Raw genomic sequence first — 21,818 nt, 5'->3', positions numbered from 1 at the left:
CGCGACGTCCCGCGATGACGCCTGCCTTCATCCGGCAGCGACAACCAGGGAGGGAACCATGACCATCGCACCCCCACAACCCGCCGCGCCCCCGTCGGGCGACTTCTGGCCGAGACGTGCCTGGCGCCGCGACCGGACGTCGATGGCTCCACGGCCGATAGTCCTCGCGGCCTTGGCGGCAGGCGTGGTCGCGGCGCTGACGCTGCAGGTCACGGTGGTCGGCCTCGGCTACGTCGTCACCGGCGCCGCGGTTGCCGTCGCGGTGTTCGCGACGCGCAGGACGATGCCGACGGCTGTTCAGTCCGTCGCGATCCTCGGTGCCCTCGCCCTGCTGGCCGTGCTCAGCGTCCGCGGTGCGGGGTGGCTGGCCGCGGTCTGTGTGGCGCTGAGCTGGGTGGTCGGGTCGTTCGCCCTCGTCGGCGGACGCACGTGGACGGGGTTGGCGGCCGGGTCGTTCGCGTTGTGGTTCACACCGCTGCGGGTGGCGCGGTGGACGCGTCGAGGTGTGAGGCGGTGGCATTCGAGCGGGAAGGTGCCGGTGGGTAGGGCTCTCGGTGTCGCGGCCGTGACGGCCGTGCTGCTCCTGGTCTTCGGTTCGCTGTTCGTCGGCGCGGACGCGGGTTTCGCCGCCTTGCTCGGCAGAGCCGCACCGACCGTCCACGTGTCGAATCCGGTCGGGCGGTTCGTGCTCGGCGTCCTGGTGTGCGGGGGAACGCTGGGGGCCGCGTACCTGCTGAGGCGGACGCCCCGCGTCGACGCACTCGCCCCCGGGCCGGGGCGTCCGGTTGCCCGGTGGGAGTGGGCGTTTCCGCTCGCACTGCTGGATCTGTTGTTCCTCGGGTTCGTCGCGGTGCAGTTGACGGTGCTGTTCGGTGGGAGCACGCACGTGCTGACCACGGCAGACCTGACGTACGCCGAGTACGCGCGACAGGGCTTCTGGCAGTTGCTGGCGGTGACCGCGCTGACACTGGTGGTGATCGCCGTCGCGGTCCGGAAGGCGGCGCGAGTGGAGGTGGTGGATCGCATCCTCGTGCGCGTGCTGCTGGGATTGCTCTGCGTGTTGACGCTCGTCATCGTGGCCTCGGCGATCCACCGGATGTCGCTGTACGAGAACCAGTACGGGTACACGCGGCTGCGGGTGACCGTGACGGTGACGGAACTGTGGCTGGGGTTGGTGTTCGTGTTGCTGATCGCGGCAGGCGTCCGGTTGTCGGGGCGGTGGTTGCCGCGTGCCGTCCTGGCATCCGCGGTGGGTGGGGTGCTCCTGCTCGCCGCGATCGATCCGGACGCGTACGTCGCCAGGAAGAATGTGGAGCGGTTCGGCGAGACCGGGCGGATCGACGTGAGCTACCTCGATTCGCTGTCCGTCGACGCCGTCCCCGCTCTGGATCGGCTGCCCGAACCGGAACGGTCGTGCGCCCTGTACCGACTCGACCGGCAGGTGAGGGGAGAGTCGCAATGGTACGAGTACAACGCGGCACGCAGCCGCGCGAAGGATCTGATGGCCGCGCATCCCGTCGGCTCGTGTGAGCGGGCGGGGTCGTAGCGGTTCTCGCGCGGTTTGCCGGCGGATTTGCCCGAGTCACAGGCAATTGCGTGGGAACCGGGCCAATGGCCGTGCGGCTGTGGCGCGCCGAGCGCTACCCACTCACGACCGGTCGCGGAACGTCATGACGAAGCCGGCCATGGCGGCGAGCACGGCCAGGACGTAGACCGGCACCTGCACCCAGACGGGTGCGGTGCGGTTCACGATCATCGCCGCCGCCAGTGCGACGACGATGAGCACCACACCGTAGAACGGGGTGCGCTGAGGGTGGTCGCCTCGTGCCATACCCACCAGTGTGCACCGCGTCGGCGGTTATCCGACCGTCTCGGGCACCCGCGTCTGCGCGACCCACCGCCCGCGTTGCCGGGTGATCTCGATCGGGTGGTCGAAGCATTCGCTGATGGTGTCGGTGGTGAGGACGTCCGTGACGGGGCCCTGTGCGATCACCCGGCCGTCGCGGATGAGGACGGCGTGGGTGGTGGTGGTCGGGATTTCCTCGAGGTGGTGGGTGACGAGGATGCTGGCGAGGCTCGGGTACGTTTCGCGCAGTTCGTCGAGTGCGGTGAGGAGTTGTTCTCGCGCAGCCAGATCCAGGCCGGTGGCGGGCTCGTCGAGCAGGAGGAGTTGCGGCTCGGCCATGAGGGCTCGCGCGATCAGGGCGCGTCCGCGTTCGCCCTGGGACAGGTTGGGCCACAGGGCGTCCGCGTGCTTCTGCATGCCGAGGGACGCGATGAGTTCGTCGGCGCGGGCGACCTGGCCGGCGGTCGGTGCCCACCTCGGCACGAACTCGGGTGTGTTGGTGAGACCGGTGAGCACGACGTCGCGCACCGTCAGCGGCGCGTCGATCCGGTGTCGCGGGTTCACGTGCCCGATGTGGGCGCGCAACTCCCGCATGTCGACCCGGCCCAGCTGATGGCCGAGGACGTGGACGGTGCCGTGGGTCGGATGAGCAAAGGCGCCGAGCATGCTCAGCAGCGTGCTCTTGCCCGCACCGTTCGCGCCGAGCAGCACCCAGTGCTGTCCGCGTTCGATGTGGAGGGTGATGTCGCTGAGCAGATATCGCCCGCTCCGCACGAGGTCGACGTGGTCGGTGCTGACGACCGAGTTGGGGGTGGTCACTGATGTTCGCCTTTCCGCAGAATCGACATGGTCGGATCGAGGTTGGCGGCGGTGGCGGCGACAGCCGCCCCGGCATCGCCTGCTTCCAGCGCGCGCACCAGGTCGTCGTGCGCGCAGCTGGTGTCGGGTCTGCCCGGTTCGTGGTCGACGAGTTCGGCGAGCGCGTCGACGAGCAGCGGCCGGATCGAATCGAACAGGGCGGACAGGATCGAGTTGCCTGCGATCTCCAGGATCGCGGCGTGGAAGTCGAGGTCGGCCGCGACGAAGACGGCGGTCGACTCGGTGGTGCTGTCGTGCCGGGCCGACAGCTGCTCTCGCAGTCGCCGCAGATCCTCGGGGCCTGCGCGTTCCGCGGCGAGTCGGGCGGCCTCGATCTCGAGGGCTCGCCGCACCTCGTACACCTCGAGCAGGCGGGCGCGGCGCAGCAGCTTCCCGAGTCCCGCACCGCCCGTGGGTGGTTTCGCGACGAACGTGCCGACGCCGTGCCGCACGTCGAGCAGGCCGTCGCGGGCGAGCAGCCGGACCGCCTCGCGCACGGAGGAGCGGCCGACACCGAGTTCGGTGGCCAGTTCGGCCTCGCTGGGGATGCGGCTGCCGAGGGCCCACTTGCCGTCACGGATCCAGGCGGTGAGGAGTTCCTCGAGCTGGGGTACCAGCGGTCCGCTGCGGAGGGTGTGACGTCCGGCCATTCGGCGACGCTAGCACAGTCCTCAGACGTCTGAGGACTGTGGTGGAGCCTATGGTGAACCGGAGAGAACCAACGCAGCAGAGGAGAGGTGCACCATGGCCATCGCCACCGCAGACCGTGTCACGCGGGAAGAGTTGCTCGACTTCGTCCGGCCCCGCCATCGCAGCGTGCTGATCACCCGGAAGCGCTCCGGCGGCCTGCAGATCTCCCCGGTCACGTCGGGACTCGACTCGGAAGGGCGGATCGTCGTCTCCACCTACCCGCAGCGCGCCAAGGCCGCGAACGTGCGACACGACCCCGCCGTGAGCGTCTGCGTGCTCTCCGACGAGTTCAACGGCGCTTACGTGCAGATCGACGGAACGGCCGAGGTACTGGACATGCCCGACGCACTCGAGCCGCTGGTGGAGTACTTCCGCGGCATCTCCGGTGAGCATCCCGACTGGGACGAGTACCGGGACGCCATGCGGAAGCAGAACAAGAGCCTCATCCGGATCACCATCGACGAGTGGGGACCCATCGCGACCGGTGGCTTCCCGCCGGACGCCGATCGCGGATAGGTCCCCGTCACCTACTCGACGGCACCCGCCGAGCGCAGCTGCTCGATGCGCGACGGGTCGTAACCGGCCTGCGCGAGGATCGCATCGGTGTCCTGCCCGGGCCGCGGGGCCGGCCGGGGAACGGGCGCCGGGGTGCGGCTGAAGCGCGGTGCCGGTGCGGGCTGGCGGATGCCACCCACCTCGACGAACGTCTCCCGTTCCTTGTTGTGGGGGTGCTCGTGCGCCTCCCACGGCGACAGGACGGGCGACACGCACGCGTCGGAATCGGCGAAGAGTGCCGCCCAGTCGTCCCGCGGCCGGGTCGCGAACACCTCGGCGAGGCGCTTCTTCAGTTCCGGCGCCGCATCGAGGTCGTACTGCAACGGCAGATCCTCGCCGCTCAACCCCAGCACGTCGAGGAGTTCACCGTAGAAGTGCGGTTCGACGCACCCGACCGCCACGTGCAGACCGTCGGCGCACTCGTAGGTGTCGTAGAACGCGGCGGCCCCGTCGAGGACGTTCCGCTCCCGACCCTCCTGCCACAGACCGGCGGCGTTCATGCCGTGGACGAACGCCGTCAGCAGGGCCGCGCCGTCGACCATCGACGCGTCCACCACCTGTCCGCGGCCCGACCGGGAACGCTCGTGCAGCGCGGCCAGGATCCCCATCGTCAACATCAGGCCGCCACCGCCGAAGTCGCCCAACAGGTTCAGCGGCGGCACCGGCCGCTCGCCGGCGCGCCCGATGGGTTCGAGCGCGCCCGCGAGCGCGATGTAGTTGATGTCGTGCCCGGCCCGCGGTGCGAGGGGTCCTTCCTGGCCCCAGCCGGTCATGCGCCCGTAGATCAGTCCGGGGTTGCGGGACAGGCAGTCGTCGGGGCCGATGCCCAGGCGTTCCGCGACGCCGGGACGGAAACCCTCGACGAGGATGTCGGCTGCTTCGACGAGTGTCAGGACGGCCTCCAGCCCCTCCGGAGTCCGCAGGTTCACGGCGATCGATCGTCGTCCGCGGTCGAGTACACCCGACGGCGCCATCAGCCCGCTGCCGCCGTCACCCGCCCGCTCGACGCGGATCACGTCCGCGCCGAGGTCGGCGAGGATCATGCACCCGAACGGGGCGGGCGCGAGGCTCGCAATCTCGACGACGGTCAGCCCGCTCAGCGGCCCGCCGGTCACGACACCCCCTGCGCGTCGCGGGGCAGTCCGAGCATGCGTTCCCCGATCACGTTGAGCTGCACCTCGGTGGTGCCGCCGTAGATGGTGGTGGCGCGGCCGGCGATCAACTGCTCCATCGCCTTGTCGCTCGGCTCCCCGGGAATGCTGACGGCGCCCGCCGCCCCCAGTTCGGCGACGACGAACTCGGCGATCGACTGTCCGAGCCCCATGCCCAGCAGCTTCCCGACGCTGGACGTGGTGCTCACGTCCGCCCCCGACAGTTGCTTCAGCACGATCCGTGCGCCGATCAGATCGATTGCCTGGCTCTCGGCAACCAGTTCGCCGACGCGGAAGCGTGCCAGCGGGCCGAGGTCGCGGCCGCGGGCGAACTGCAGCAGATCCTTGTCGGTGGCGTAGGCCTCCATCTTCTGGCTCAGGGCCACCCGCTCGCCCGCGAGGGTCGTGCGGGCCACGTTCCAGCCGTCGTTCACGTTCCCGACCACGTTCTCGTCCGGGATGAACACGTCGTCGAGGAAGACCTCGTTGAACAGGGCCGACCCGGTCATCTCGCGCAGCGGCCGGACGGTCACCCCCGGCGTCGACATGTCCAGCACGAAGTACGTGATGCCCTCGTGTTTCGGCCTGGACGGGTCGGTGCGGGCGATCAGCATCGCCCAGTCGGAGAACTGTGCCACCGTGGTCCAGATCTTCTGGCCGGTCACCGTCCAGCCGCCGTCGACCTTCTCGGCCTTCGTCGTCAGCGACGCCAGGTCGGAACCAGCCCCCGGTTCGCTGAACAGCTGGCACCACACGAGATCTCCGCGCAGCGTGGGGACGGCGAGATCCCGCTTCTGCGCGTCCGTGCCGTGGGCGACGACGGCCTGCACCGCCCAGCCGCCCATCAGCAGCTGCGGCATCGGGATTCCGGCGGCCTTGATCTCCTGGGCGATGACGATCTGCTCGAGCGGGGACGCGCTGCGCCCGTATGGCTTCGGCAGGTGCGGCTGCACCCATCCGCCGTCGCCGAGTGCGATCAGCTGGTCGTCCTCGTCGAGGCCCACCAGCGGGGCGAGTTCCGCCCGCACCTCGGCGCGGATCGCCTCGGCTTCGCCCGGCAGTTCCAGTTCGGAGGTGCGGGCGATGCCTGCGAGGGACTGGTCGGCAACCCGAGTGGCCCGCTCCTCCCGGGTGCCGAGGAGCCCCCGGATGGCCAGCGCCCGGCGGTAGAACAGGTGCGCGTCGTGCTCCCAGGTGAATCCGATGCCGCCGTGGACCTGGATGCAGTCCTGTGCGCACTGCACCGCGGCGTCGGGAACGACGACGGCGGCGATGTCCGCGGCGAAATCGGCGGTGTCGTCGCCGTTGTCGAGAGCGGAGGCGGCATCCCACAGCACCGCGCGCGCCTTCTCCAGTGCGATGCCCATGTGGGCGCACTTGTGCTTGACGCCCTGGAACTGGCCGATCGGACGCCCGAACTGCACCCGCGTCTTCGCGTACTCGGATGCGGTGGACACGCACCACGACATCACACCGATCGCCTCCGCACCGAGAACGACGGTGGCGACGGACCGGACGCGCTGCGCGCTCAGACCGTCGAGGATCCGGTCGGCGCCCACGTGCACGGCGTCGACCGTGATCCGTGTCGAACCGCGGAGCACGTCGATGCCGTCCTGCACCGTCACGGTGACGTCCGCCGAATCGACGACGGCCCAGCGGACGTCGTCGCCGACGGTGATCGGGAGTAGCAGGATGTCGGCGTGTTCGCCGCCGAGAACCGCGTCCGCGACCCCGGTGACGCGGTATCCGCCTTCGCGCGCCGACGCATCGAGTGGGCGGCCCAACGCGACTGCGGCGGTGTGTGATCCGTCGAGAAGACCCGGCATCACCTCGATGCCGACCTTGGAATCCGCGGCCGCCACGAGCGCGGCGGACAGCGCGGTCGGGACGAACGGACCCGGAGCGGCCGTCCGGCCCAGCGCTTCGAGAGCCACCGCCAACGTGAGGAGCCCGGCGCCGTGACCGCCCTTGTCCTCGGGGATGTGCAGTCCCAGCAGGTCCTGACTGACGAGTGCATCCCAGAACGGCGGGAACTTGTCCTCGCTGGTGGACTCGACCGCGGTCCGGACATGATCGGAGGTGATGGTGCGTTCGGCGAAAGCGCGGACCGAGTCGGCGAGGGCCCGGTGTTCCTCGGTCAGCCCGAGCCCGAGCTCGTACGTGTTCTTGGCCATGTCGGGGCCCTTCAGCCGAGCCGGTCGGCGAGGTCGGCGACGGTCCACGGGCCGTCGCTCTCGATGGTCGTGACGTCGTGCCAGCCGGCGAGCTCGGAGATGGCACCGCCCTGCACGGCGAACACCTTGCCGGTGATCTTGCAGTTCGCGTCGGCGAGACGCGCGACGAGCGGAGAGATGTTGGCGGGGCTGAACGCGTCGAACTCGCCCTCCGGCACCTCCTCGGCGAACAGCGCGCCCATACCCGGGGTGGCCAGGGTGAGCCGGGTGCGGGCGATCGGGGCGATCGCGTTGACCCGGACGCCGTAGCGTTCGAGCTCGTCCGCGGCGACCAGGGTGAGTGCGGCGATGCCGGCCTTCGCGGCGCCGTAGTTGCCCTGGCCCGCATTGGGCATGAACGTGCCCGACGCCGACGCGGTGTTGATCACGGACGCGTTCACGGTCTCACCCGCCTTGGTCTGGGCCTTCCAGTACGCCGCCGCGTGGCGCAGAGTGGCGGCGTGTCCCTTGAGGTGCACGGCGATGACGGCGTCCCACTGGCTTTCGGTCATGCCCGCGATGAAGGCGTCCCGCAGGATGCCCGCGTTGTTGACGAGGACGTCGAGGCGGCCGAATTCGCTCACCGCTTGGTCGACGAGTCCTTCGGCGCCGTCCCAGGACGCGACGTTGTCGGTGTTCGCGACTGCCCTGCCGCCCGCGGCGACGATCTCGTCGACGACCTGCTGCGCCGGGCCCGCGTCCTCGCCGGTGCCGTCGTTCGCGCCGCCGAGGTCGTTGACGACCACGGCAGCGCCCTCACGCGCGAAGAGCAGTGCGTGCTCCCGGCCGATTCCGCGTCCGGCGCCGGTGACGATGGCCACCCGTCCGTCGAGTGTTCCCATGTGTGTACTCCTAGGTTTCTGTGTCCGCGATGACGGCGAGGCCGTCCTTGATGACGAGTGCGTCGCCGACGGTGGTCTCGTAGGCGTACGACGTCGCCCCGCCCGTGGACTCGGCGACCTGCCGGAACTGCGTGGCGATGTCCTGACCGGGCAGGACGGGTTTCGCGAACCGCACCGCGAGCCGGCGGAGCCGTTCGACCCTGCCGTCGGCGAGTTCGGTGAGCGCCGCCCACGACGTGAACGCCATGGTGCACAGGCCGTGGTTGATGATTCCGGGAAGTCCGGACATCCGGGCGATCTCGTCGTCCAGGTGGATCGGCATCGGATCACCGGAGGCGGGCGAGTACCGGAACGTCTGGTCGTCGTCGATGTGCTGGGTGATCGACGCGACCGGGGCCTGTCCGCGCAGGGACTCGTCGAACCGGTGCGCGGGTGCCCGCTCGCCGAGTCCGGCTCCCGCGTCGACCTTCCGGAAGAACGCGGTCATCCACTGCTCGTTGACCAGTTCGCCGTCGTCCGTGGTGGTTTCGACGTAGACGACGACGGTGGAGCCGTTCTCCCGGCCCTCGAATCCGATCGGCTTCGCGCGAACCACGAGGGCGTCGCCGGGACGGATCGGACGGTGGAAGTGGAAATCCTGCTCCCCGTGCACGAGTTTCATGAGCAGTTCGACCGGGGCGACGGACAGTGCCGCCGGTGCCATCGACGTGAACGCGGGGACCACGGCGAACACCGGTGGCGCCACCTCGCCGGCGAGGTGGCGTGCGATGGGATCGTTGGTGGCCGCGGCATAGTCGGCGATGCGCTCGGCGGTGACCTCGAACCGCTGCGGATCGGTCCACTCGCCGAGGCCGTCCGTGTCGAATTCGACTGTGGGGGTGGTCATGCGGATCAGCCCACCATGTCGGCGAACCCCGCCAGGGACGCCTCCAGATCCGCCTTGGCGTTCTTGGCGACGGCCTTGCCGATGGGGCCGACGATCATCGTGCCGGTGAAGCTCGCGTCGATGATCGCCGTGGATCCGGCGCCGTCCGGCTCGACCTTCAGCGTGAATTCGACGGTGACCCCCGCCATGCCGGTGCCGGAGATCTTCACCATCTCGGGCACCTGCACCTCGGTGACGGTCCACTCGATCTTGTTGGCCATGCCCATCACGGAGACGACCTCGGTGAACTTCGATCCGAGTGCCACCTCGGCGGGGATCTCGCTCTTCCACGACTGGTGGATGGTGAGCCACTCCTCCCAGCGGGACAGGTTGGAGAGCGCGTCCCACGCCTTGTCGGGGGAGGCGGGCAGGGACGCTGCGACGGAAACGGAAGCCATGGTGTACTCCTGGTGCTCGACGTGAAAGGAATTGTGGGAGAGAAGAATCAGAGTGCGCGGTAGGCGGTGACGACGACGGCGCCACCGAGGCCGATGTTGTGCTGGAGGGCGACCGCGGCGCCGTCGACCTGGCGCTTGTCGGCCGTGCCGCGGAGTTGCCAGGTGAGTTCGCTGCACTGGGCGAGTCCGGTGGCGCCGAGCGGGTGCCCCTTGGAGATGAGACCACCGGACGGGTTGACCACCCAGCGCCCGCCGTACGTGGTGTCGTCGTTGTCGACGAGTTTGCCGCCCTCGCCCTCGCCGCACAGGCCGAGCGCCTCGTAGGTCAGCAGTTCGTTGGTGGAGAAGCAGTCGTGGAGTTCGATGACGTCGATGTCGTCCGGTCCGATGCCCGCCTGTTCGTACACGCGGGCCGCGGCCGTGCGGGTCATGTCCGCGCCGACCAGGCTGATCGCGCTCCGGTTTTCGAACGTGCTCGGGAGGTCGGTGACCATGGACTGGCCGACGATCTCCACGGCCTGCCCGGCGAGGTCGTGCTTGTCGACGAACTCCTCGCTCACGACGACGACGGCACCGGAGCCGTCGGAGGTGGGGGAGCACTGCAGTTTGGTGAGGGGCCCGTAGATCGGCTTCGAGCCGAGGATCTCGTCGAGCGTGTACTCGTCCTGGAACTGGGCGTACGGGTTGTTCTGTGAGTGGCGATGGTTCTTCACGCCGATCTTGGCGAACTGTTCCGCCGTGGTCCCGAAGCGTTCCATGTGTTCCTTGCCCGCGGCGCCGAACATGTACGGGGCAGGCGGCATCGCGAACTCCTGAAGTTCGGCGAGCGCGAGGAGATGGCGCATCATCGGCTGTTCCCGGTCGTCGTACGTGGACCCGAGCGAACCGGCCTGCATCTTCTCGAAGCCCAGCGCGAGCGCGCAGTCGACCTGACCGCTCCGGACGGCCTGCGTGGCGAGGAAGAGCGCGGTCGACCCCGTCGAACAGTTGTTGTTGACGTTCACGATGGGAATGCCGGTGAGGCCGAGTTCGTAGACGGCCCGCTGTCCCGACGTCGATTCGCCGTACACATATCCGACGTACGCCTGCTCCACGAGCCCGTACTCGATTCCGGCGTCCGCGAGTGCCCTGCCGCCGGCCTCGCGCGCCATGTCGGGGTAGTCCCACTCGCGTGCACCCGGTTTCTCGAACTTCGTCATCCCGACGCCGACGACGAACACCCTGTTACCCATTGCGGCTCCCTAGAGTCCGGAGAAATGTGTGTGTGACACCCTGTCCCACCAAAGTATGTGAGACAGTATGTCCAGTCAACAGTCGGATGGGTAACGTGTGCGTGATGCCGGACAAAGTGGAAACCGCCGCGTCGCCCCAGGGCGACGGCCGCGCCACGCGCTGGGAGGACCACAAGGCGGAACGCCGAAGCCGGATTCTCGAAGCCGCGATGGACGCCATCAACGAGGACGGCCCCGACGTGGGCGTCCAACAGATCGCCAACCGCGCCGACGTGCCGCGGTCGGTGGTCTACCGGATCTTCACCGATCGCGGCGACCTCGACGAGCAGCTGCGCCGACGTATCATCGAACGACTGATGACGGACCTCGCGCCCACGTTGACACCGGAGGGGACCGTGGGCGAGGCGATCGCCCGCGCGGTCGAGACGTACCTGCGGTGGATCGTGGAATATCCACGGCTCCACCAATTCCTCGGCACCGGATCGCCGAGCAGGCGCACGACCGGCTCGCGTGTGGTGACCGGAACGAAGACCGCGATCGCACTTCAGCTGTCGGGTCTGCTCGCGACGGTCCTCGACTCGGTGGCCGGCAATTCGGATCTCGCCGAGTCGCTGGCCTTCGGGTTGGTGGGACTCGTGGATGCCAGCGTCAACCGGTGGCTGAGCAACCCGCAGTCGGCGCTCGGCAGCGACGAGCTGGCCGAGTTCCTCGAGGTGTCGATCTGGCAAGTGCTGCACGGCAATCTGGCGCGGATCGGCGTCACCATCGACCCGTCGACCCCGGTGTCGGAACTGCAGTAGTCCGCTGGGCCTGGCCAGCTACCATGGCTTTCATGCCCTCCCGGCGAGGTTCACCGGCCGCTTCCGAGCAGGCCTGGGTGTCGGACACGGCGGTCGGCGACGCCGTCGCGCGTTTCGCGAGTGCCTGGGAGTCCTCGTCGTCCGCGCCCGATCTGGTCGCCTACCTGCCGGCGTCCCCCGCTCTCCGCCGGGTCACGCTCATCGAACTGGTCAAGGTCGACCTGGAGAACCGCTGGCTGCGCGGCGACCACCCGAAACGGCTCGCCCAATACTGTGAGGAGCTGCCCGAACTGCGGCGGTGGCCGCTGCCACCGGACCTGCTGTACGAGGAATTCCATATCCGGCGGCGCAGCGGGGAGTCGGTCGAGGCGAGCGAATACACGCAGAATTTTCCGGGTCAGGCCGGTCAGCTCGACGAACTGCTCGGCACCGGCGAGTACCAGAGCACCTCGCTCCACCACGGGGAGAAGACCTTGACGGTGTCTGCGGGAAGCGCAGGCACCCTCGACGATCTCGAGGTGGGTCAGCGGATCGACGACTTCGACCTGATGACCGGTCTCGGCCGCGGCGCGTTCGCGCGGGTGTTCCTCGCCCGGCAGCGGTCGCTGCAGAGGCTGGTCGCGGTGAAGATCTCCCAGGATCACGGCACCGAGCCGCAGACCCTGGCCCAGTTCGACCACGACTACATCGTCCGGGTCTTCGATCAACGACTCCTCGCGGGCCGCGACCTGCGACTGCTGTACATGCAGTACGTGCCGGGGGGAACCCTGCTCGACGTGGTCGGGCGGGTCCGTGAGACTCCGCCGGACTCGCGCAGCGGCGCCGTGCTGCTGGACGCGATCGACCGGGCGCTGGTGGGCAGGGGCGAGATCCGGCCCAGCGAATCCGGCGTGCGTCAGGAGATCGCGACGCTGAGCTGGCCGGAGGCGGTGGCCTGGCTCGGCCGCCGGCTGGCGCAGGCGCTCGATTACGCCGGCAGGCACGGCGTCCTCCACCGCGACGTGAAACCGGCAAACGTGTTGCTGACGGCCGAGGGTGTCCCCAAGCTCGCCGACTTCAACATCAGTTTCAGCGGGAACATCGCGGGTGCGAGCCCGGTCGCGTACTTCGGCGGCTCGCTGGCCTACATGTCACCGGAACAGCTCGAGGCGATCCACCCGGACCGGCCGGGCACACCCGGCGATCTCGACACCCGCAGCGACCTGTACTCGCTCGCCGTCGTCCTGTGGGAGTTGCTGACCGGCAGAAGGCCTTTCGATGACAGTGACGCCGAGCTTCACTCCCATCCGCCCGGCGACCGCACCACCCTCGACGCGATGCTCGCGCGGCGGCGGGGGGACGCCGAACCGGCCGCCGACGAACTGCCCGCCGACTGCCCGAACGCGCTGCGGCGAGTGCTGCTGAAATCGCTGGCGCCGGAACCGAAGGATCGGTTCTCCTCCGGTGCCGAACTCGCCCAGCAACTCGACGTCTGCCTCGACGCGCACGCCCGCGATCTGGTCGATCCGCCGCCGGGGAGCTGGAACCTGCGGATGCGCCGGTGGACGCACCCGATCATGTTCCTGGCCATCGCAGTTCCCAATCTGCTGGCCATCCTCTACAGCTACCACCACAACACCACCCTGATCATCAGCAAGCTGCCGCCCGACGCGCAGGAGAGCTTCGAGCGAATCACCCGGATCGACTACACGATTGCATTCCTGATCGGGACCGTGGGCACGCTGTCGATGGTGCTCTACCTGACGGTGGTGGCCGGCGGTCTGCGCCGGGGGAGGGTGTACTCCGGCGCCCAACTCGCCCGCGCCCGCCGGGACACCCTGCTGCTCGGCCAGCGGTGTGCGCTGCTGTGTCTGGGGTTGTGGGTGGTCACCGGCATCATCGTGCCGATCACGCTGGAGGTGAGCGGCAGTGAGGTTCCGTGGAACACCATCGTCCACTTCACCGCGTCACAACTGGTCTGCGGGGCGATCGCCGTGGTTTATCCGTTCTTCTTCGTGAACTTCTTCGCCGTGCGCTGCCTGTACCCGGTCTTTCTGCGGCACGGCGAGATCAGTGCCTCGGACGCCCGGATGCTGCGGCGGCTCGGGCGGCGCAGCACGTTCTTCCTCGCCGCGGCGGCCGCCGTGCCGTTGCTCGGAATCGCGGGGGCCACGTTCATTCCCCCGGAGGACCTGCCCCGGGTGATCGTCGCGCTCCGCGTCCTGTGCGTCGGCAGTGTCGTCGCGTTCGTCGGAGCCTATTGGATGTTCCGGATGCTGTCCGAGGACCTGCAGGCGCTGCATCGCGTCGTCTCCGGTGCGCCGCGACACGAGTGATCAGGCCGAGCCCGTGAACGTCAGCCACAGCAGCGACACGTTGAGCACGACGATCAGCGACGCCGCCACCCAGGCGGCGACCGTGGTGGCCGTCGCGTTGCGGTGGACGCCCATCAGGTCGTGGCTCGACGTCATCCGCACGAGTGGAATCACCGCGAACGGGATGCACAGGCTGAGCACCACCTGACTGAGGACGAGCGCGAACGTGGGATCCACGCCGACCGCCAGCACGACCAGTGCGGGAATCAGGGTGACCACCCGGCGTAGCAGCAGCGGGATGCGCATCGACAGCAGGCCGTACATGATCTCGGAGCCGGCGGCGCAGCCGATCGACGTGGACGCCAGGCCGGAAGCCAGCAGTCCGACGGCGAAGATGACGGCGACGGTGGGGCCGAGCGAACTCTGGATCGCGGCGTGCGCGCCGTCGATCGAATCGGTGCCGGGGATGCCGCGCAGGGCCGAGGCGGCGAGCAGCAGCATGCCGATGTTCACTGCGCCCGCCACGATCAGCGCACCGACCACGTCCCACTTCGTCACCCGTAGCAGCCGCGCGAGGCGTGGTCCTTCCAGGTCGTTCCCGTGCCGGTCGCGGGCGAGGGCGGAGTGCAGGTAGATCGCGTGCGGCATCACGGTGGCGCCGAGCATGCTCGCGGCGAGCAGGACCGTCTCGGTGCCCTCGAAACGCGGCACGAGTCCGGCGAGCGCGTCCGTGCCCGACACGTCGGTGAACGCGAGCCCGGTGAGGAACCCGACGGTGATGATCGTCAGGAGTCCCATCACGACGAACTCGAACGTCCGCTGACCGCGGCGACTCTGGATCGACAGGATGCCCATCGATACGACGCCCGTGATCAGGCCTCCGGCGAAGAGGGGAACGCCGAACAGGAGATTGAGTGCGATCGCGCCGCCGATCACCTCGGCGAGGTCGGTGGCGACGGCCATCGCCTCCGCCTGCAGCCAGAACGCGCGACGGTTACCGGTCCTCAGGCGGGTCCCCAGCATTTCGGGCAGTGATTTGCCGGTGACCAGCCCGAGTTTCGCGGAGAGGTACTGCACCAGCACGGCCATGGCGTTGGCGAGCACGAGGACCCAGACGAGCAGGTACCCGTACTTCGCGCCCGCGGTGAGGTTGGCGGCCACGTTTCCGGGGTCGACGTACGCGATGGCCGCCACGAAGGCGGGCCCGAGGAGCGCGACCGTTCGGATACTGCCCTTGCGGGGCGTGCGGCGCGGGAGGAGAGGGCGGGGTGCCTCGATGCTCACGGAGCTCCTGGTCCTGGTCTGTCGATCTACCTGCTGATTCGTATCTCCGCACTATAGATTTAGGTGGTACGAACTTTCAAGCGTGGGGTGCGGATCGGCTCGGAAATGCCACCTCGCGCTATATTGACTAGAACGTGTTCTACTCACGGTGGAAGGGAGTCCCGATGGGTCGGGTTCTCGACAGAATCGAAGTCGTCGCCGAGGAGATTCGCGGGCAGGCGGTCCAGTCGGAGGCGGACTGCCGGCTCACCGACGCCGCCGCAGGCCTCCTGCGCGACTCCGGGGCGATCCGGTTGCTGCAGCCCAAGCTCTACGGCGGCTACGAGGTGCACCCCCGCGAGTTCGCCGAGACCGTGATGGGAGTCGCCGCACTCGACGGTGCGAGCGGATGGGTCACCGGGATCGTCGGCGTGCACCCGTGGGAACTGGCGTTCGCCGACCCGCAGGTGCAGGAGGAGATCTGGGGCGAGGACAACGACACGTGGATGGCGTCGCCGTATGCGCCCATGGGTGTCGCGACACCGGTCGACGGCGGGTACGTACTGAAGGGGCGATGGTCGTTCTCGTCCGGAACCGACCACTGTCAGTGGGCCTTCCTCGGGGCGATGGTCGGCGACGGCGAGGGTGGCATCGCGATGCCGCCCTCGTCGCTGCACGTGATTCTGCCGCGCACCGACTATCAGATCGTCGAGGACACGTGGGACGTCATCGGCCTGCGCGGAACGGGAAGCAAGGACCTGATCGTCGACGGTGCATTCGTCCCGGGATACCGGACGTTGAACGCGGCGAAGGTGATGGACGGGCGTGCGCAGAAGGAGGCGGGCAGGCCGGAGCCGTTGTTCAACATGCCGTACTCCTGCATGTTCCCGCTCGGCATCACCGCCGCCGTCATCGGCATCACCGAGGGCGCGCTGGCCTGTCACATCGCGGTGCAGAAGGACCGCGTCGCCATCACGGGCCAGAAGATCAAGGAGGATCCCTACGTGCTCAGTGCGATAGGAGAATCCGCCGCCGAGATCAATGCGTCGCGGGTGTCCCTCATCGAGACCGCCGACCGGTTCTACGACAAGGTAGACGCGGGCAAGGAGATCACGTTCGAGGAGCGGGCGATCGGACGCCGCACCCAGATTGCCGCGGCCTGGCGTGCGGTGCGTGCCGCGGACGAGATCTTCGCGCGCGCCGGCGGTGGCGCGTTGCACTACAAGACTCCGATGCAACGGTTCTGGCGGGACGCGCACGCCGGCCTGGCCCACGCGGTTCACGTTCCCGGCCCCACCAACCACGCGAGCGCGCTCACCCAGCTCGGCGGCGAACCGCAGGGGATGATGCGCGCCATGATCTGAAAGCGCCGGGAGGCCGAGGCGCGCGCCTCGGCCTCCCGGCATCGGATCAGACTGCGGCTGCGGCGAATCCGGTCTCGAGGTCGGTGAGGATGTCGTCGATACCCTCGATGCCGACGGCCAGCCGGACCAGTCCGGGCGTCACACCGGCGGCGAGCTGCTCCTCCGGGGTGAGCTGCGAGTGCGTCGTGGACGCCGGGTGGATCACCAGCGAGCGCACGTCGCCGATGTTCGCGACGTGGCTGTGCAGGGTGAGCGCGTTGACGAACTTCTTGCCGGCATCGACACCGCCGGCCAGTTCGAATGTCACGATCGCACCCGGACCCTTCGGGGTGAGCTGCTGTGCGCGCTCGTGCCACTGCGAGGACGGCAGACCCGCGTAGGCCACGGATGTGACCTCCGGGCGGGCCTCGAGGAACTCGGCCACCTTCTGGGCGTTGGCGACGTGCCGCTCCACGCGCAGGCTGAGGGTCTCGATGCCCTGCGCGATGAGGAACGCGTTGAACGGGGCGACCGCGGAACCCAGGTCGCGCAGCAACTGAACGCGCGCCTTCAGCGCGTAGGCCGGGGCGCCGAGGTCCGCGAAGACGACACCGTGGTAGCTCGGGTCCGGGGTGGTGAAGTTGCCGTGGCGGCCCTGGGTCCAGTCGAACGTGCCGCCGTCGACGATGACACCGGCGATCGCCGTGCCGTGACCGCCGAGGTACTTGGTGGCCGAGTGCACCACGATGTCGGCGCCGTGCTTCAGTGGCTGCAGCAGATACGGTGTGGCCACCGTGTTGTCGACGATCAGCGGGATTCCGTTGTCGTGGCCGACCTTCGAGATTCCCGCGATGTCCAGGATGTGATTCTTCGGGTTGGCGATCGTCTCACCGTAGAACGCCTTCGTGTTCGGGCGGACGGCGCTGCGCCACTGCTCGAGGTCGTCGGGGTCCTCGACGAACGAGACCTCGATGCCGAGCTTGGGCAACGTGTAGTGGAAGAGGTTGTAGGTGCCGCCGTACAGGTACGGGCTCGAGACGATGTGGTCGCCCACCTCCGCGAGGTTCAGCACCGCAAAGGTTTCCGCCGCCTGCCCGGAGGACAGCAGCAGGGCGGCGACGCCGCCTTCGAGGGCGGCGATGCGCTGCTCGACCGCGTCCTGGGTGGGGTTCATGATGCGGGTGTAGATGTTGCCCGGCTCGGCCAGACCGAACAGCGCGGCAGCGTGATCGGTGCTGTCGAACGTGTACGAGGTGGTCTGGTAGATCGGCAGCGCCCGCGCCTTGGTGGTCGCGTCGGACGTCTGCCCGGCGTGGATCTGCTTGGTCTCGAACGACCAGTTGACGGTGGGATCGATGCTCTCGGTCACGAGTGGTGTGCTCCAGATTCGGTGAGGTGGATGTGGTGAATCAGTTGTCGCCGGTGAGTGTTTCGACCACGGTGTGGACCGGGGTCTGGTTTCGGGTCAGGTCGAGGACGGGGCAGTGCGCATCCACCGCCTCTTGCAGTTCGAGGTAGCGCTCCCGCGATTCCGGGCCGGTCAGCGTCACGACGACGCGCACTTCGCCGAACCCGGCACGGACGGCGTCGTCGAAGCCGAAGAACCCGCGCACGTCGAGGTCGCCCTCCGCGCGCGCCGAGATGTCGTCGACGCGGACACCGAGCTTCTCGGCCCAGAATCGGTACGTGACCACCTGGCAGGAGAGCAGCGACGCGAGGTAGTACTCCACGGGATTGGCCGCCGAATTGTCGCCGCCGAGCGCCGGCGGCTCGTCCACCTCGACGCTGTACTTGCCGAGCGTGACGGTGCTCGCGACGGCGTCGTGCGCCTGTGCGGAGGCGCGGAAGACGACGTGAGCGTTCGCGGAATCCTCGGACACGGCGTCGCGGGTGACGCCGATGACCGACGCGAGATGCGAAACGGATGCAGTGGTCATGACAGTACGAATCCTTAGAAAACGAGGGTGTGCAGGAAGAACCCGGCGTGAAACGTCACGCCGGGACGGGTCCGATCAGGAGATCGGACACCTCGAGGTACACACCAGTGCGAAATCGACATGGCGACGCCGCGTCAGCAGTTCACCTGAGTCGAGCACGCCGGATTCGGTCACGGATCAGACTGTAACCGCACGACACGCATTCCGACCAGTCCCATAGGAAATTCTGTTCACGGAGTGGGCAGCGCGCGGCACAGGGCGTCCAGAGTGGCCGAGAAACGCGCGGACGACGGTGTGCTGTAGCCGACGACGAGCCCGTCGGACCGGTCCGAGGGACCGTCCGGATGACGGAACGTGCGCAGACCCTCCACTGCGAGACCGAGGGCTGCGGCCCGGTCGAGGGTGGCCGCCTCGGTCCCGTCGGGAAGTTCGAGTACGGCGTGCAGACCGGCCGCGATGCCGGTGACGTGCACGTGTGGTGCACGGGCGGCGAGGGTTTCGACGAGGCTGTCGCGGCGACGACGGTAGAGGGTGCGCATCCTGCGGACGTGCCGATCGAATGCGCCGCTCTCGATGAAGTCTGCCAGGGTGAGCTGGTCCGGCGAGCTGACCCATCTCTCGTATCCGCCCTTGACTGCCAGGACGCGGTCGATCAGGCGTTCCGGCAGCACCATCCAGCCCACGCGGATCGCGGGGGAGAGGGTCTTGCTCACCGTGCCCAGATAGGCCACCTCGTCCGGGGCCAGGCCCTGCAGGGCGCCGACGGGTTGGCGGTCGTACCGGAACTCCCCGTCGTAATCGTCCTCGATCACGATCGCCCCCGTCACACGTGCCCATTCGACGAAAGCCGTTCTCCTGCTGGGATGGAGTGGCCCGCCGGTGGGGAATTGATGCGCCGGGGTGAGTAACGCCGCCGACAGTTGCCTGCCTGTCGCATCCGGGGGTTGCGCTCCGCGGTTGTCGAGGTGCAGGGGGACGGTGGAGACGCCGGCGTCGCCGAGAAGTTCGCGATGAAGATGCAGCCCGTACCCTTCGACGGCGATCGATCCCTTCACGGCGCGGGCGAGCAACCACAGTCCGTGCCCCGAGCTCGCACTGACCACGATGTGGTCGGGATCGGTGCGCACTCCTCGTGCACGAGAGAGGTATTCGGCGAGAGCGTGACGGAGCTCGGGACGTCCCCGCGGATCACCCGGTCCGAAGGCGTCGTTGGGTGCCGCGGTCAATGCGCGGCGGGCCGACGTCATCCAGGCCGTACGAGGAAACTCCCCGACGTCGGGAGAACCGGGCATCAGGCTCAACGCCGGTCGGGGCGTGGCCGCGGAGCGGGTGCGCGGACGCCGAGCAGGCTCGCCTGCCCGATCGGCGACCCGGGTGCCCGACCCCTGCCGGGCGGTGAGCCAGCCCTCGGCCACGAGTTCGGCGTACGCCTCGGCGACGGTGTTGCGGGCGATGCCGAGGTCGAGGGCCAGGGTGCGGGACGGCGGGAGAGTGGTGCCTGCGACGAGCCGTCCCGATCGAACCGACTCGCGCAGAGCGGAAACCAGGTTCGCGCGCACCCCCTGCGCCCGTCCGCCGCCGGACGCGGTGAGGTCGAGATGGAGGTCGCGGCCCAGACCCGAATTGGCCCAAGTTTCCATCACTGAATTGAACCATACAGATGGGCTATTCCGCGACTACTGTTCTCGTATGACCACAACAGAGCGCAAGACCCGAGTCGATCTCGCACGCAAGGCGCCCGCCGTCTACAAGGCCATGATCGCCCTGGACGCCGCGGCACGGCAGGGCCTCGACCCGGAGCTGGTCGAGTTGGTAGTCACCCGTTGCTCCCAGATCAATCACTGTGCCTGGTGCATCGACATGCACACCGCCGACGCCCGCAAGATCGGCATCAGCGAACAGAAGCTGTACCTGCTGAGCGCGTGGGAGGAGGCGCACGGGCTGTACACCGACAAGGAGCGTGCGGCGTTCGCGCTCGCCGAGGCGATCACCGTGCTGACCGACGGCTTCGTCCCCGACTCGGTGTACGAGGAGGCGGAGGAGTACTTCGAGGAGACGGAACTGGCGCAGCTCATCTCGCTGGTGCTCACGATCAACGCGTGGAATCGCATCGCCGTGAGCACGCGGAAGTCCCCGCGGGTGCGCTGATCCCGGGTACGGACCTGCCGCCTCGCGCCCGCTGCACGCCGCCCGCTCAGAAGTTTCCGCGGGCGGCTTGTTCGCGTTCGATGGCCTCGAAGAGGGCTTTGAAGTTGCCGATGCCGAAGCCGAGGGAGCCGTGGCGTTCGATGAGTTCGAAGAACACGGTGGGCCGGTCGACGAGGGGTTTGGTGAAGATCTGCAGCAGGTAGCCGTCTTCGTCGCGGTCGACGAGGATGCCGCGTTTCTGCAGTTCGGCGATGGGGGCGCGGACGTTGCCGATCCGGGCCCGCAGTTCGGGGTCCTCGTAGTAGGAGTCGGGGGTGGCCAGGAACTCGACGCCCTCGGCGGTGAGCTGGTCGACGGCGGTGAGGATGTCATTGGTGGCCAGGGCCAGGTGCTGGGCGCCGGGGCCGCGGTAGAAGTCGAGGTATTCGTCGATCTGCGAGCGTTTCTTGGCGAGGGCGGGTTCGTTGAGGGGGAACTTGACCCGGTGGTTGCCGTTGGAGACGACCTTGCTCATCAGCGCGGAGTAGTCGGTGGCGATGTCCTCGCCGACGAACTCGGCCATGTTCGTAAAGCCCATGACCCGGTTGTAGAAGTCGACCCAGTGGTCCATCTTGCCGAGTTCGACGTTGCCGACGACGTGGTCGAGGGCCTGGAACAGGCGCTTGGGTGCCCCGTCCCGTTTGGTGTGGCCGGAGGTGCGGGCGACGTAGCCGGGCAGGTAGGGGCCGGTGTAGTGGCTGCGGTCGACGAGGGTGTGGCGGGTGTCGCCGTAGGTGGCGATCGCGGCGAGGCGGACGGTGCCGTGGTCGTCGGTCACGTCGTGGGGTTCGTCGAGGACGGTGGCGCCCTGGGCGCGGGCGTGGGCGATGCACTTGTCGACGTCGGGGACGGCGAGGGCGATGTCGACGACGCCGTCGCCGTGGGTGCGGTGGTGGTCGATCAGGGGGCTGTCCGGGTTCACGGCGCCCTTGATGACGAAGCGGACGGCCCCGGATTCGAGGACGAAACTGTGGTGGTCGCGGTTGCCGGTGGTGGGTCCGGAGTAGGCGACGAGGGTCATCCCGAACGCGGACTGGAAGTAGTGGGCGGTCTGGGTGGCGTTGCCGACCACCCAGACGACGGCGTCCCAGCCGCTGACCGGGAACGGGTCGCGGGTGCCGTCGTACTCGACGAGCCCGACCAGCTGCTCGAGCTGGCCGAGGTCGAGACCTGCGAGGCGTTCCTTGTCGGTGAGAGTCTGCTCGATCGTCATGATGGTGCCTTTCCGTGCAAGGGTTTTCGGATACCGGGGATGTGCGTGCGACTGCGCACCGGGGGAGTGGC

At 68.6% G+C, this 21,818-nt stretch carries 20 protein-coding genes; 6 read left to right on the top strand and 14 right to left on the bottom strand.

Going from position 1 to position 21,818, the window contains the following annotated elements; genetic code table 11:
• The first annotated feature begins 58 nt into the window (after positions 1–58).
• Positions 59–1,546 (top strand): DUF4153 domain-containing protein, encoded by a 1,488-nt coding sequence (locus JVH1_RS11035; RefSeq protein WP_009478092.1) that lies wholly within the window; start codon positions 59–61, stop codon positions 1,544–1,546.
• Between the two features lie 102 nt (positions 1,547–1,648).
• On the opposite strand, the gene JVH1_RS11030 is transcribed toward JVH1_RS11035, so the two are convergent.
• The 3 genes from JVH1_RS11030 to JVH1_RS11020 are packed head-to-tail and all read right to left on the bottom strand — an operon-like array spanning position 1,649 to position 3,354.
• Complete coding sequence (locus tag JVH1_RS11030; protein WP_025431930.1) at positions 1,649–1,831, bottom strand: hypothetical protein; 183 nt, start codon at positions 1,829–1,831, stop codon at positions 1,649–1,651.
• A 27-nt stretch (positions 1,832–1,858) separates the two neighbouring features.
• On the bottom strand, positions 1,859–2,665 hold the full coding sequence (locus tag JVH1_RS11025; RefSeq protein ID WP_009478093.1) for an ABC transporter ATP-binding protein: 807 nt from the start codon (positions 2,663–2,665) through the stop codon (positions 1,859–1,861).
• Complete coding sequence (locus JVH1_RS11020; protein ID WP_009478094.1) at positions 2,662–3,354, bottom strand: FadR/GntR family transcriptional regulator; 693 nt, start codon at positions 3,352–3,354, stop codon at positions 2,662–2,664. The genes JVH1_RS11025 and JVH1_RS11020 overlap by 4 nt, the downstream gene beginning before the upstream one ends.
• A gap of 94 nt (positions 3,355–3,448) precedes the next feature.
• Between JVH1_RS11020 and JVH1_RS11015 the strand changes: the two genes are divergently transcribed.
• The gene (locus tag JVH1_RS11015) at positions 3,449–3,910 is read left to right on the top strand and encodes a PPOX class F420-dependent oxidoreductase (RefSeq protein ID WP_009478095.1); all 462 of its coding nucleotides are present in this window, start codon (positions 3,449–3,451) and stop codon (positions 3,908–3,910) included.
• 11 nt (positions 3,911–3,921) lie between these two features.
• Here JVH1_RS11015 and JVH1_RS11010 read toward each other — a convergent pair whose 3' ends face one another.
• The 6 genes from JVH1_RS11010 to JVH1_RS10985 are packed head-to-tail and all read right to left on the bottom strand — an operon-like array spanning position 3,922 to position 10,710.
• The gene (locus JVH1_RS11010; RefSeq protein WP_009478096.1) at positions 3,922–5,064 is read right to left on the bottom strand and encodes a CaiB/BaiF CoA-transferase family protein; all 1,143 of its coding nucleotides are present in this window, start codon (positions 5,062–5,064) and stop codon (positions 3,922–3,924) included.
• The gene (locus tag JVH1_RS11005; protein ID WP_009478097.1) at positions 5,061–7,274 is read right to left on the bottom strand and encodes an acyl-CoA dehydrogenase; all 2,214 of its coding nucleotides are present in this window, start codon (positions 7,272–7,274) and stop codon (positions 5,061–5,063) included. The genes JVH1_RS11010 and JVH1_RS11005 overlap by 4 nt, the downstream gene beginning before the upstream one ends.
• An 11-nt stretch (positions 7,275–7,285) precedes the next feature.
• The gene (locus JVH1_RS11000; protein ID WP_009478098.1) at positions 7,286–8,155 is read right to left on the bottom strand and encodes an SDR family oxidoreductase; all 870 of its coding nucleotides are present in this window, start codon (positions 8,153–8,155) and stop codon (positions 7,286–7,288) included.
• 10 nt (positions 8,156–8,165) lie between these two features.
• On the bottom strand, positions 8,166–9,041 hold the full coding sequence (locus tag JVH1_RS10995; RefSeq protein WP_009478099.1) for a MaoC/PaaZ C-terminal domain-containing protein: 876 nt from the start codon (positions 9,039–9,041) through the stop codon (positions 8,166–8,168).
• Positions 9,042–9,046: 5 nt separating this feature from the next.
• A complete protein-coding gene (locus tag JVH1_RS10990; RefSeq protein WP_005243970.1) occupies positions 9,047–9,478 on the bottom strand; it encodes an SRPBCC family protein in 432 nt (143 codons plus the stop codon).
• 47 nt (positions 9,479–9,525) lie between these two features.
• Entirely contained in the window at positions 9,526–10,710 is a 1,185-nt protein-coding gene (locus JVH1_RS10985; protein ID WP_009478100.1) for a lipid-transfer protein, read from the bottom strand.
• A gap of 104 nt (positions 10,711–10,814) precedes the next feature.
• On the opposite strand from JVH1_RS10985, the gene JVH1_RS10980 reads away from it, so the two are divergent.
• Together JVH1_RS10980 and JVH1_RS10975 are read left to right on the top strand one after the other, a co-directional pair.
• Positions 10,815–11,510, top strand: a complete 696-nt coding sequence (locus JVH1_RS10980; protein ID WP_009478101.1) for a TetR/AcrR family transcriptional regulator — start codon at positions 10,815–10,817, stop codon at positions 11,508–11,510.
• Between the two features lie 23 nt (positions 11,511–11,533).
• Positions 11,534–13,825 carry a serine/threonine-protein kinase gene (locus tag JVH1_RS10975; protein WP_371112978.1) on the top strand — a complete coding sequence of 764 codons (2,292 nt, stop codon included), beginning with the start codon at positions 11,534–11,536 and terminating at the stop codon, positions 13,823–13,825.
• Here the strand turns inward: JVH1_RS10975 and JVH1_RS10970 are convergent, their stop codons facing one another.
• Positions 13,826–15,088, bottom strand: a complete 1,263-nt coding sequence (locus tag JVH1_RS10970; RefSeq protein ID WP_009478103.1) for an Nramp family divalent metal transporter — start codon at positions 15,086–15,088, stop codon at positions 13,826–13,828. It lies immediately after the preceding gene.
• 164 nt (positions 15,089–15,252) lie between these two features.
• Between JVH1_RS10970 and JVH1_RS10965 the strand changes: the two genes are divergently transcribed.
• On the top strand, positions 15,253–16,431 hold the full coding sequence (locus JVH1_RS10965) for an acyl-CoA dehydrogenase family protein (RefSeq protein WP_009478104.1): 1,179 nt from the start codon (positions 15,253–15,255) through the stop codon (positions 16,429–16,431).
• Positions 16,432–16,477: 46 nt separating this feature from the next.
• Here the strand turns inward: JVH1_RS10965 and JVH1_RS10960 are convergent, their stop codons facing one another.
• The 3 genes from JVH1_RS10960 to JVH1_RS10950 all read right to left on the bottom strand — a co-directional run bounded on the left by JVH1_RS10960 (position 16,478) and on the right by JVH1_RS10950 (position 19,987).
• The gene (locus tag JVH1_RS10960; RefSeq protein ID WP_009478105.1) at positions 16,478–17,779 is read right to left on the bottom strand and encodes a bifunctional o-acetylhomoserine/o-acetylserine sulfhydrylase; all 1,302 of its coding nucleotides are present in this window, start codon (positions 17,777–17,779) and stop codon (positions 16,478–16,480) included.
• Between the two features lie 40 nt (positions 17,780–17,819).
• Positions 17,820–18,347: an OsmC family protein gene (locus tag JVH1_RS10955; RefSeq protein WP_009478106.1), complete on the bottom strand. Its 528-nt coding sequence runs from the start codon at positions 18,345–18,347 to the stop codon at positions 17,820–17,822.
• 230 nt (positions 18,348–18,577) lie between these two features.
• Entirely contained in the window at positions 18,578–19,987 is a 1,410-nt protein-coding gene (locus JVH1_RS10950) for a PLP-dependent aminotransferase family protein (protein ID WP_009478107.1), read from the bottom strand.
• A 49-nt stretch (positions 19,988–20,036) separates the two neighbouring features.
• Here JVH1_RS10950 and JVH1_RS10945 point away from each other — a divergent pair, with 49 nt between their 5' ends.
• A complete protein-coding gene (locus JVH1_RS10945) occupies positions 20,037–20,495 on the top strand; it encodes a carboxymuconolactone decarboxylase family protein (protein ID WP_009478108.1) in 459 nt (152 codons plus the stop codon).
• Positions 20,496–20,541: 46 nt separating this feature from the next.
• Here the strand turns inward: JVH1_RS10945 and hppD are convergent, their stop codons facing one another.
• Positions 20,542–21,747 (bottom strand): 4-hydroxyphenylpyruvate dioxygenase, encoded by a 1,206-nt coding sequence (hppD, locus tag JVH1_RS10940; RefSeq protein WP_009478109.1) that lies wholly within the window; start codon positions 21,745–21,747, stop codon positions 20,542–20,544.
• Positions 21,748–21,818 lie beyond the last annotated feature (71 nt).

Source organism: Rhodococcus sp. JVH1, from assembly GCF_000280725.2.
Taxonomy (GTDB): Bacteria; Actinomycetota; Actinomycetes; order Mycobacteriales; family Mycobacteriaceae; genus Rhodococcus_F; species Rhodococcus_F jostii_A.
The sequence above is the reverse complement of the archived record's forward strand: the minus strand, read 5'-3'. Positions and strand labels throughout refer to the sequence as shown.

What these genes read in the sequence shown, in the direction of transcription:
- JVH1_RS11035 (WP_009478092.1), top strand. Translation starts at nt 59, where the DNA reads ATGACCATCGCACCCCCACAACCCGCCGCGCCCCCGTCGGGCGACTTC.
- JVH1_RS11030 (WP_025431930.1), bottom strand. Translation starts at nt 1,831, where the DNA reads ATGGCACGAGGCGACCACCCTCAGCGCACCCCGTTCTACGGTGTGGTG.
- JVH1_RS11020 (WP_009478094.1), bottom strand. Translation starts at nt 3,354, where the DNA reads ATGGCCGGACGTCACACCCTCCGCAGCGGACCGCTGGTACCCCAGCTC.
- JVH1_RS11015 (WP_009478095.1), top strand. Translation starts at nt 3,449, where the DNA reads ATGGCCATCGCCACCGCAGACCGTGTCACGCGGGAAGAGTTGCTCGAC.
- JVH1_RS11005 (WP_009478097.1), bottom strand. Translation starts at nt 7,274, where the DNA reads ATGGCCAAGAACACGTACGAGCTCGGGCTCGGGCTGACCGAGGAACAC.
- JVH1_RS11000 (WP_009478098.1), bottom strand. Translation starts at nt 8,155, where the DNA reads ATGGGAACACTCGACGGACGGGTGGCCATCGTCACCGGCGCCGGACGC.
- JVH1_RS10995 (WP_009478099.1), bottom strand. Translation starts at nt 9,041, where the DNA reads ATGACCACCCCCACAGTCGAATTCGACACGGACGGCCTCGGCGAGTGG.
- JVH1_RS10990 (WP_005243970.1), bottom strand. Translation starts at nt 9,478, where the DNA reads ATGGCTTCCGTTTCCGTCGCAGCGTCCCTGCCCGCCTCCCCCGACAAG.
- JVH1_RS10985 (WP_009478100.1), bottom strand. Translation starts at nt 10,710, where the DNA reads ATGGGTAACAGGGTGTTCGTCGTCGGCGTCGGGATGACGAAGTTCGAG.
- JVH1_RS10980 (WP_009478101.1), top strand. Translation starts at nt 10,815, where the DNA reads ATGCCGGACAAAGTGGAAACCGCCGCGTCGCCCCAGGGCGACGGCCGC.
- JVH1_RS10975 (WP_371112978.1), top strand. Translation starts at nt 11,534, where the DNA reads ATGGCTTTCATGCCCTCCCGGCGAGGTTCACCGGCCGCTTCCGAGCAG.
- JVH1_RS10965 (WP_009478104.1), top strand. Translation starts at nt 15,253, where the DNA reads ATGGGTCGGGTTCTCGACAGAATCGAAGTCGTCGCCGAGGAGATTCGC.
- JVH1_RS10955 (WP_009478106.1), bottom strand. Translation starts at nt 18,347, where the DNA reads ATGACCACTGCATCCGTTTCGCATCTCGCGTCGGTCATCGGCGTCACC.
- JVH1_RS10950 (WP_009478107.1), bottom strand. Translation starts at nt 19,987, where the DNA reads ATGGAAACTTGGGCCAATTCGGGTCTGGGCCGCGACCTCCATCTCGAC.
- JVH1_RS10945 (WP_009478108.1), top strand. Translation starts at nt 20,037, where the DNA reads ATGACCACAACAGAGCGCAAGACCCGAGTCGATCTCGCACGCAAGGCG.
- hppD (WP_009478109.1), bottom strand. Translation starts at nt 21,747, where the DNA reads ATGACGATCGAGCAGACTCTCACCGACAAGGAACGCCTCGCAGGTCTC.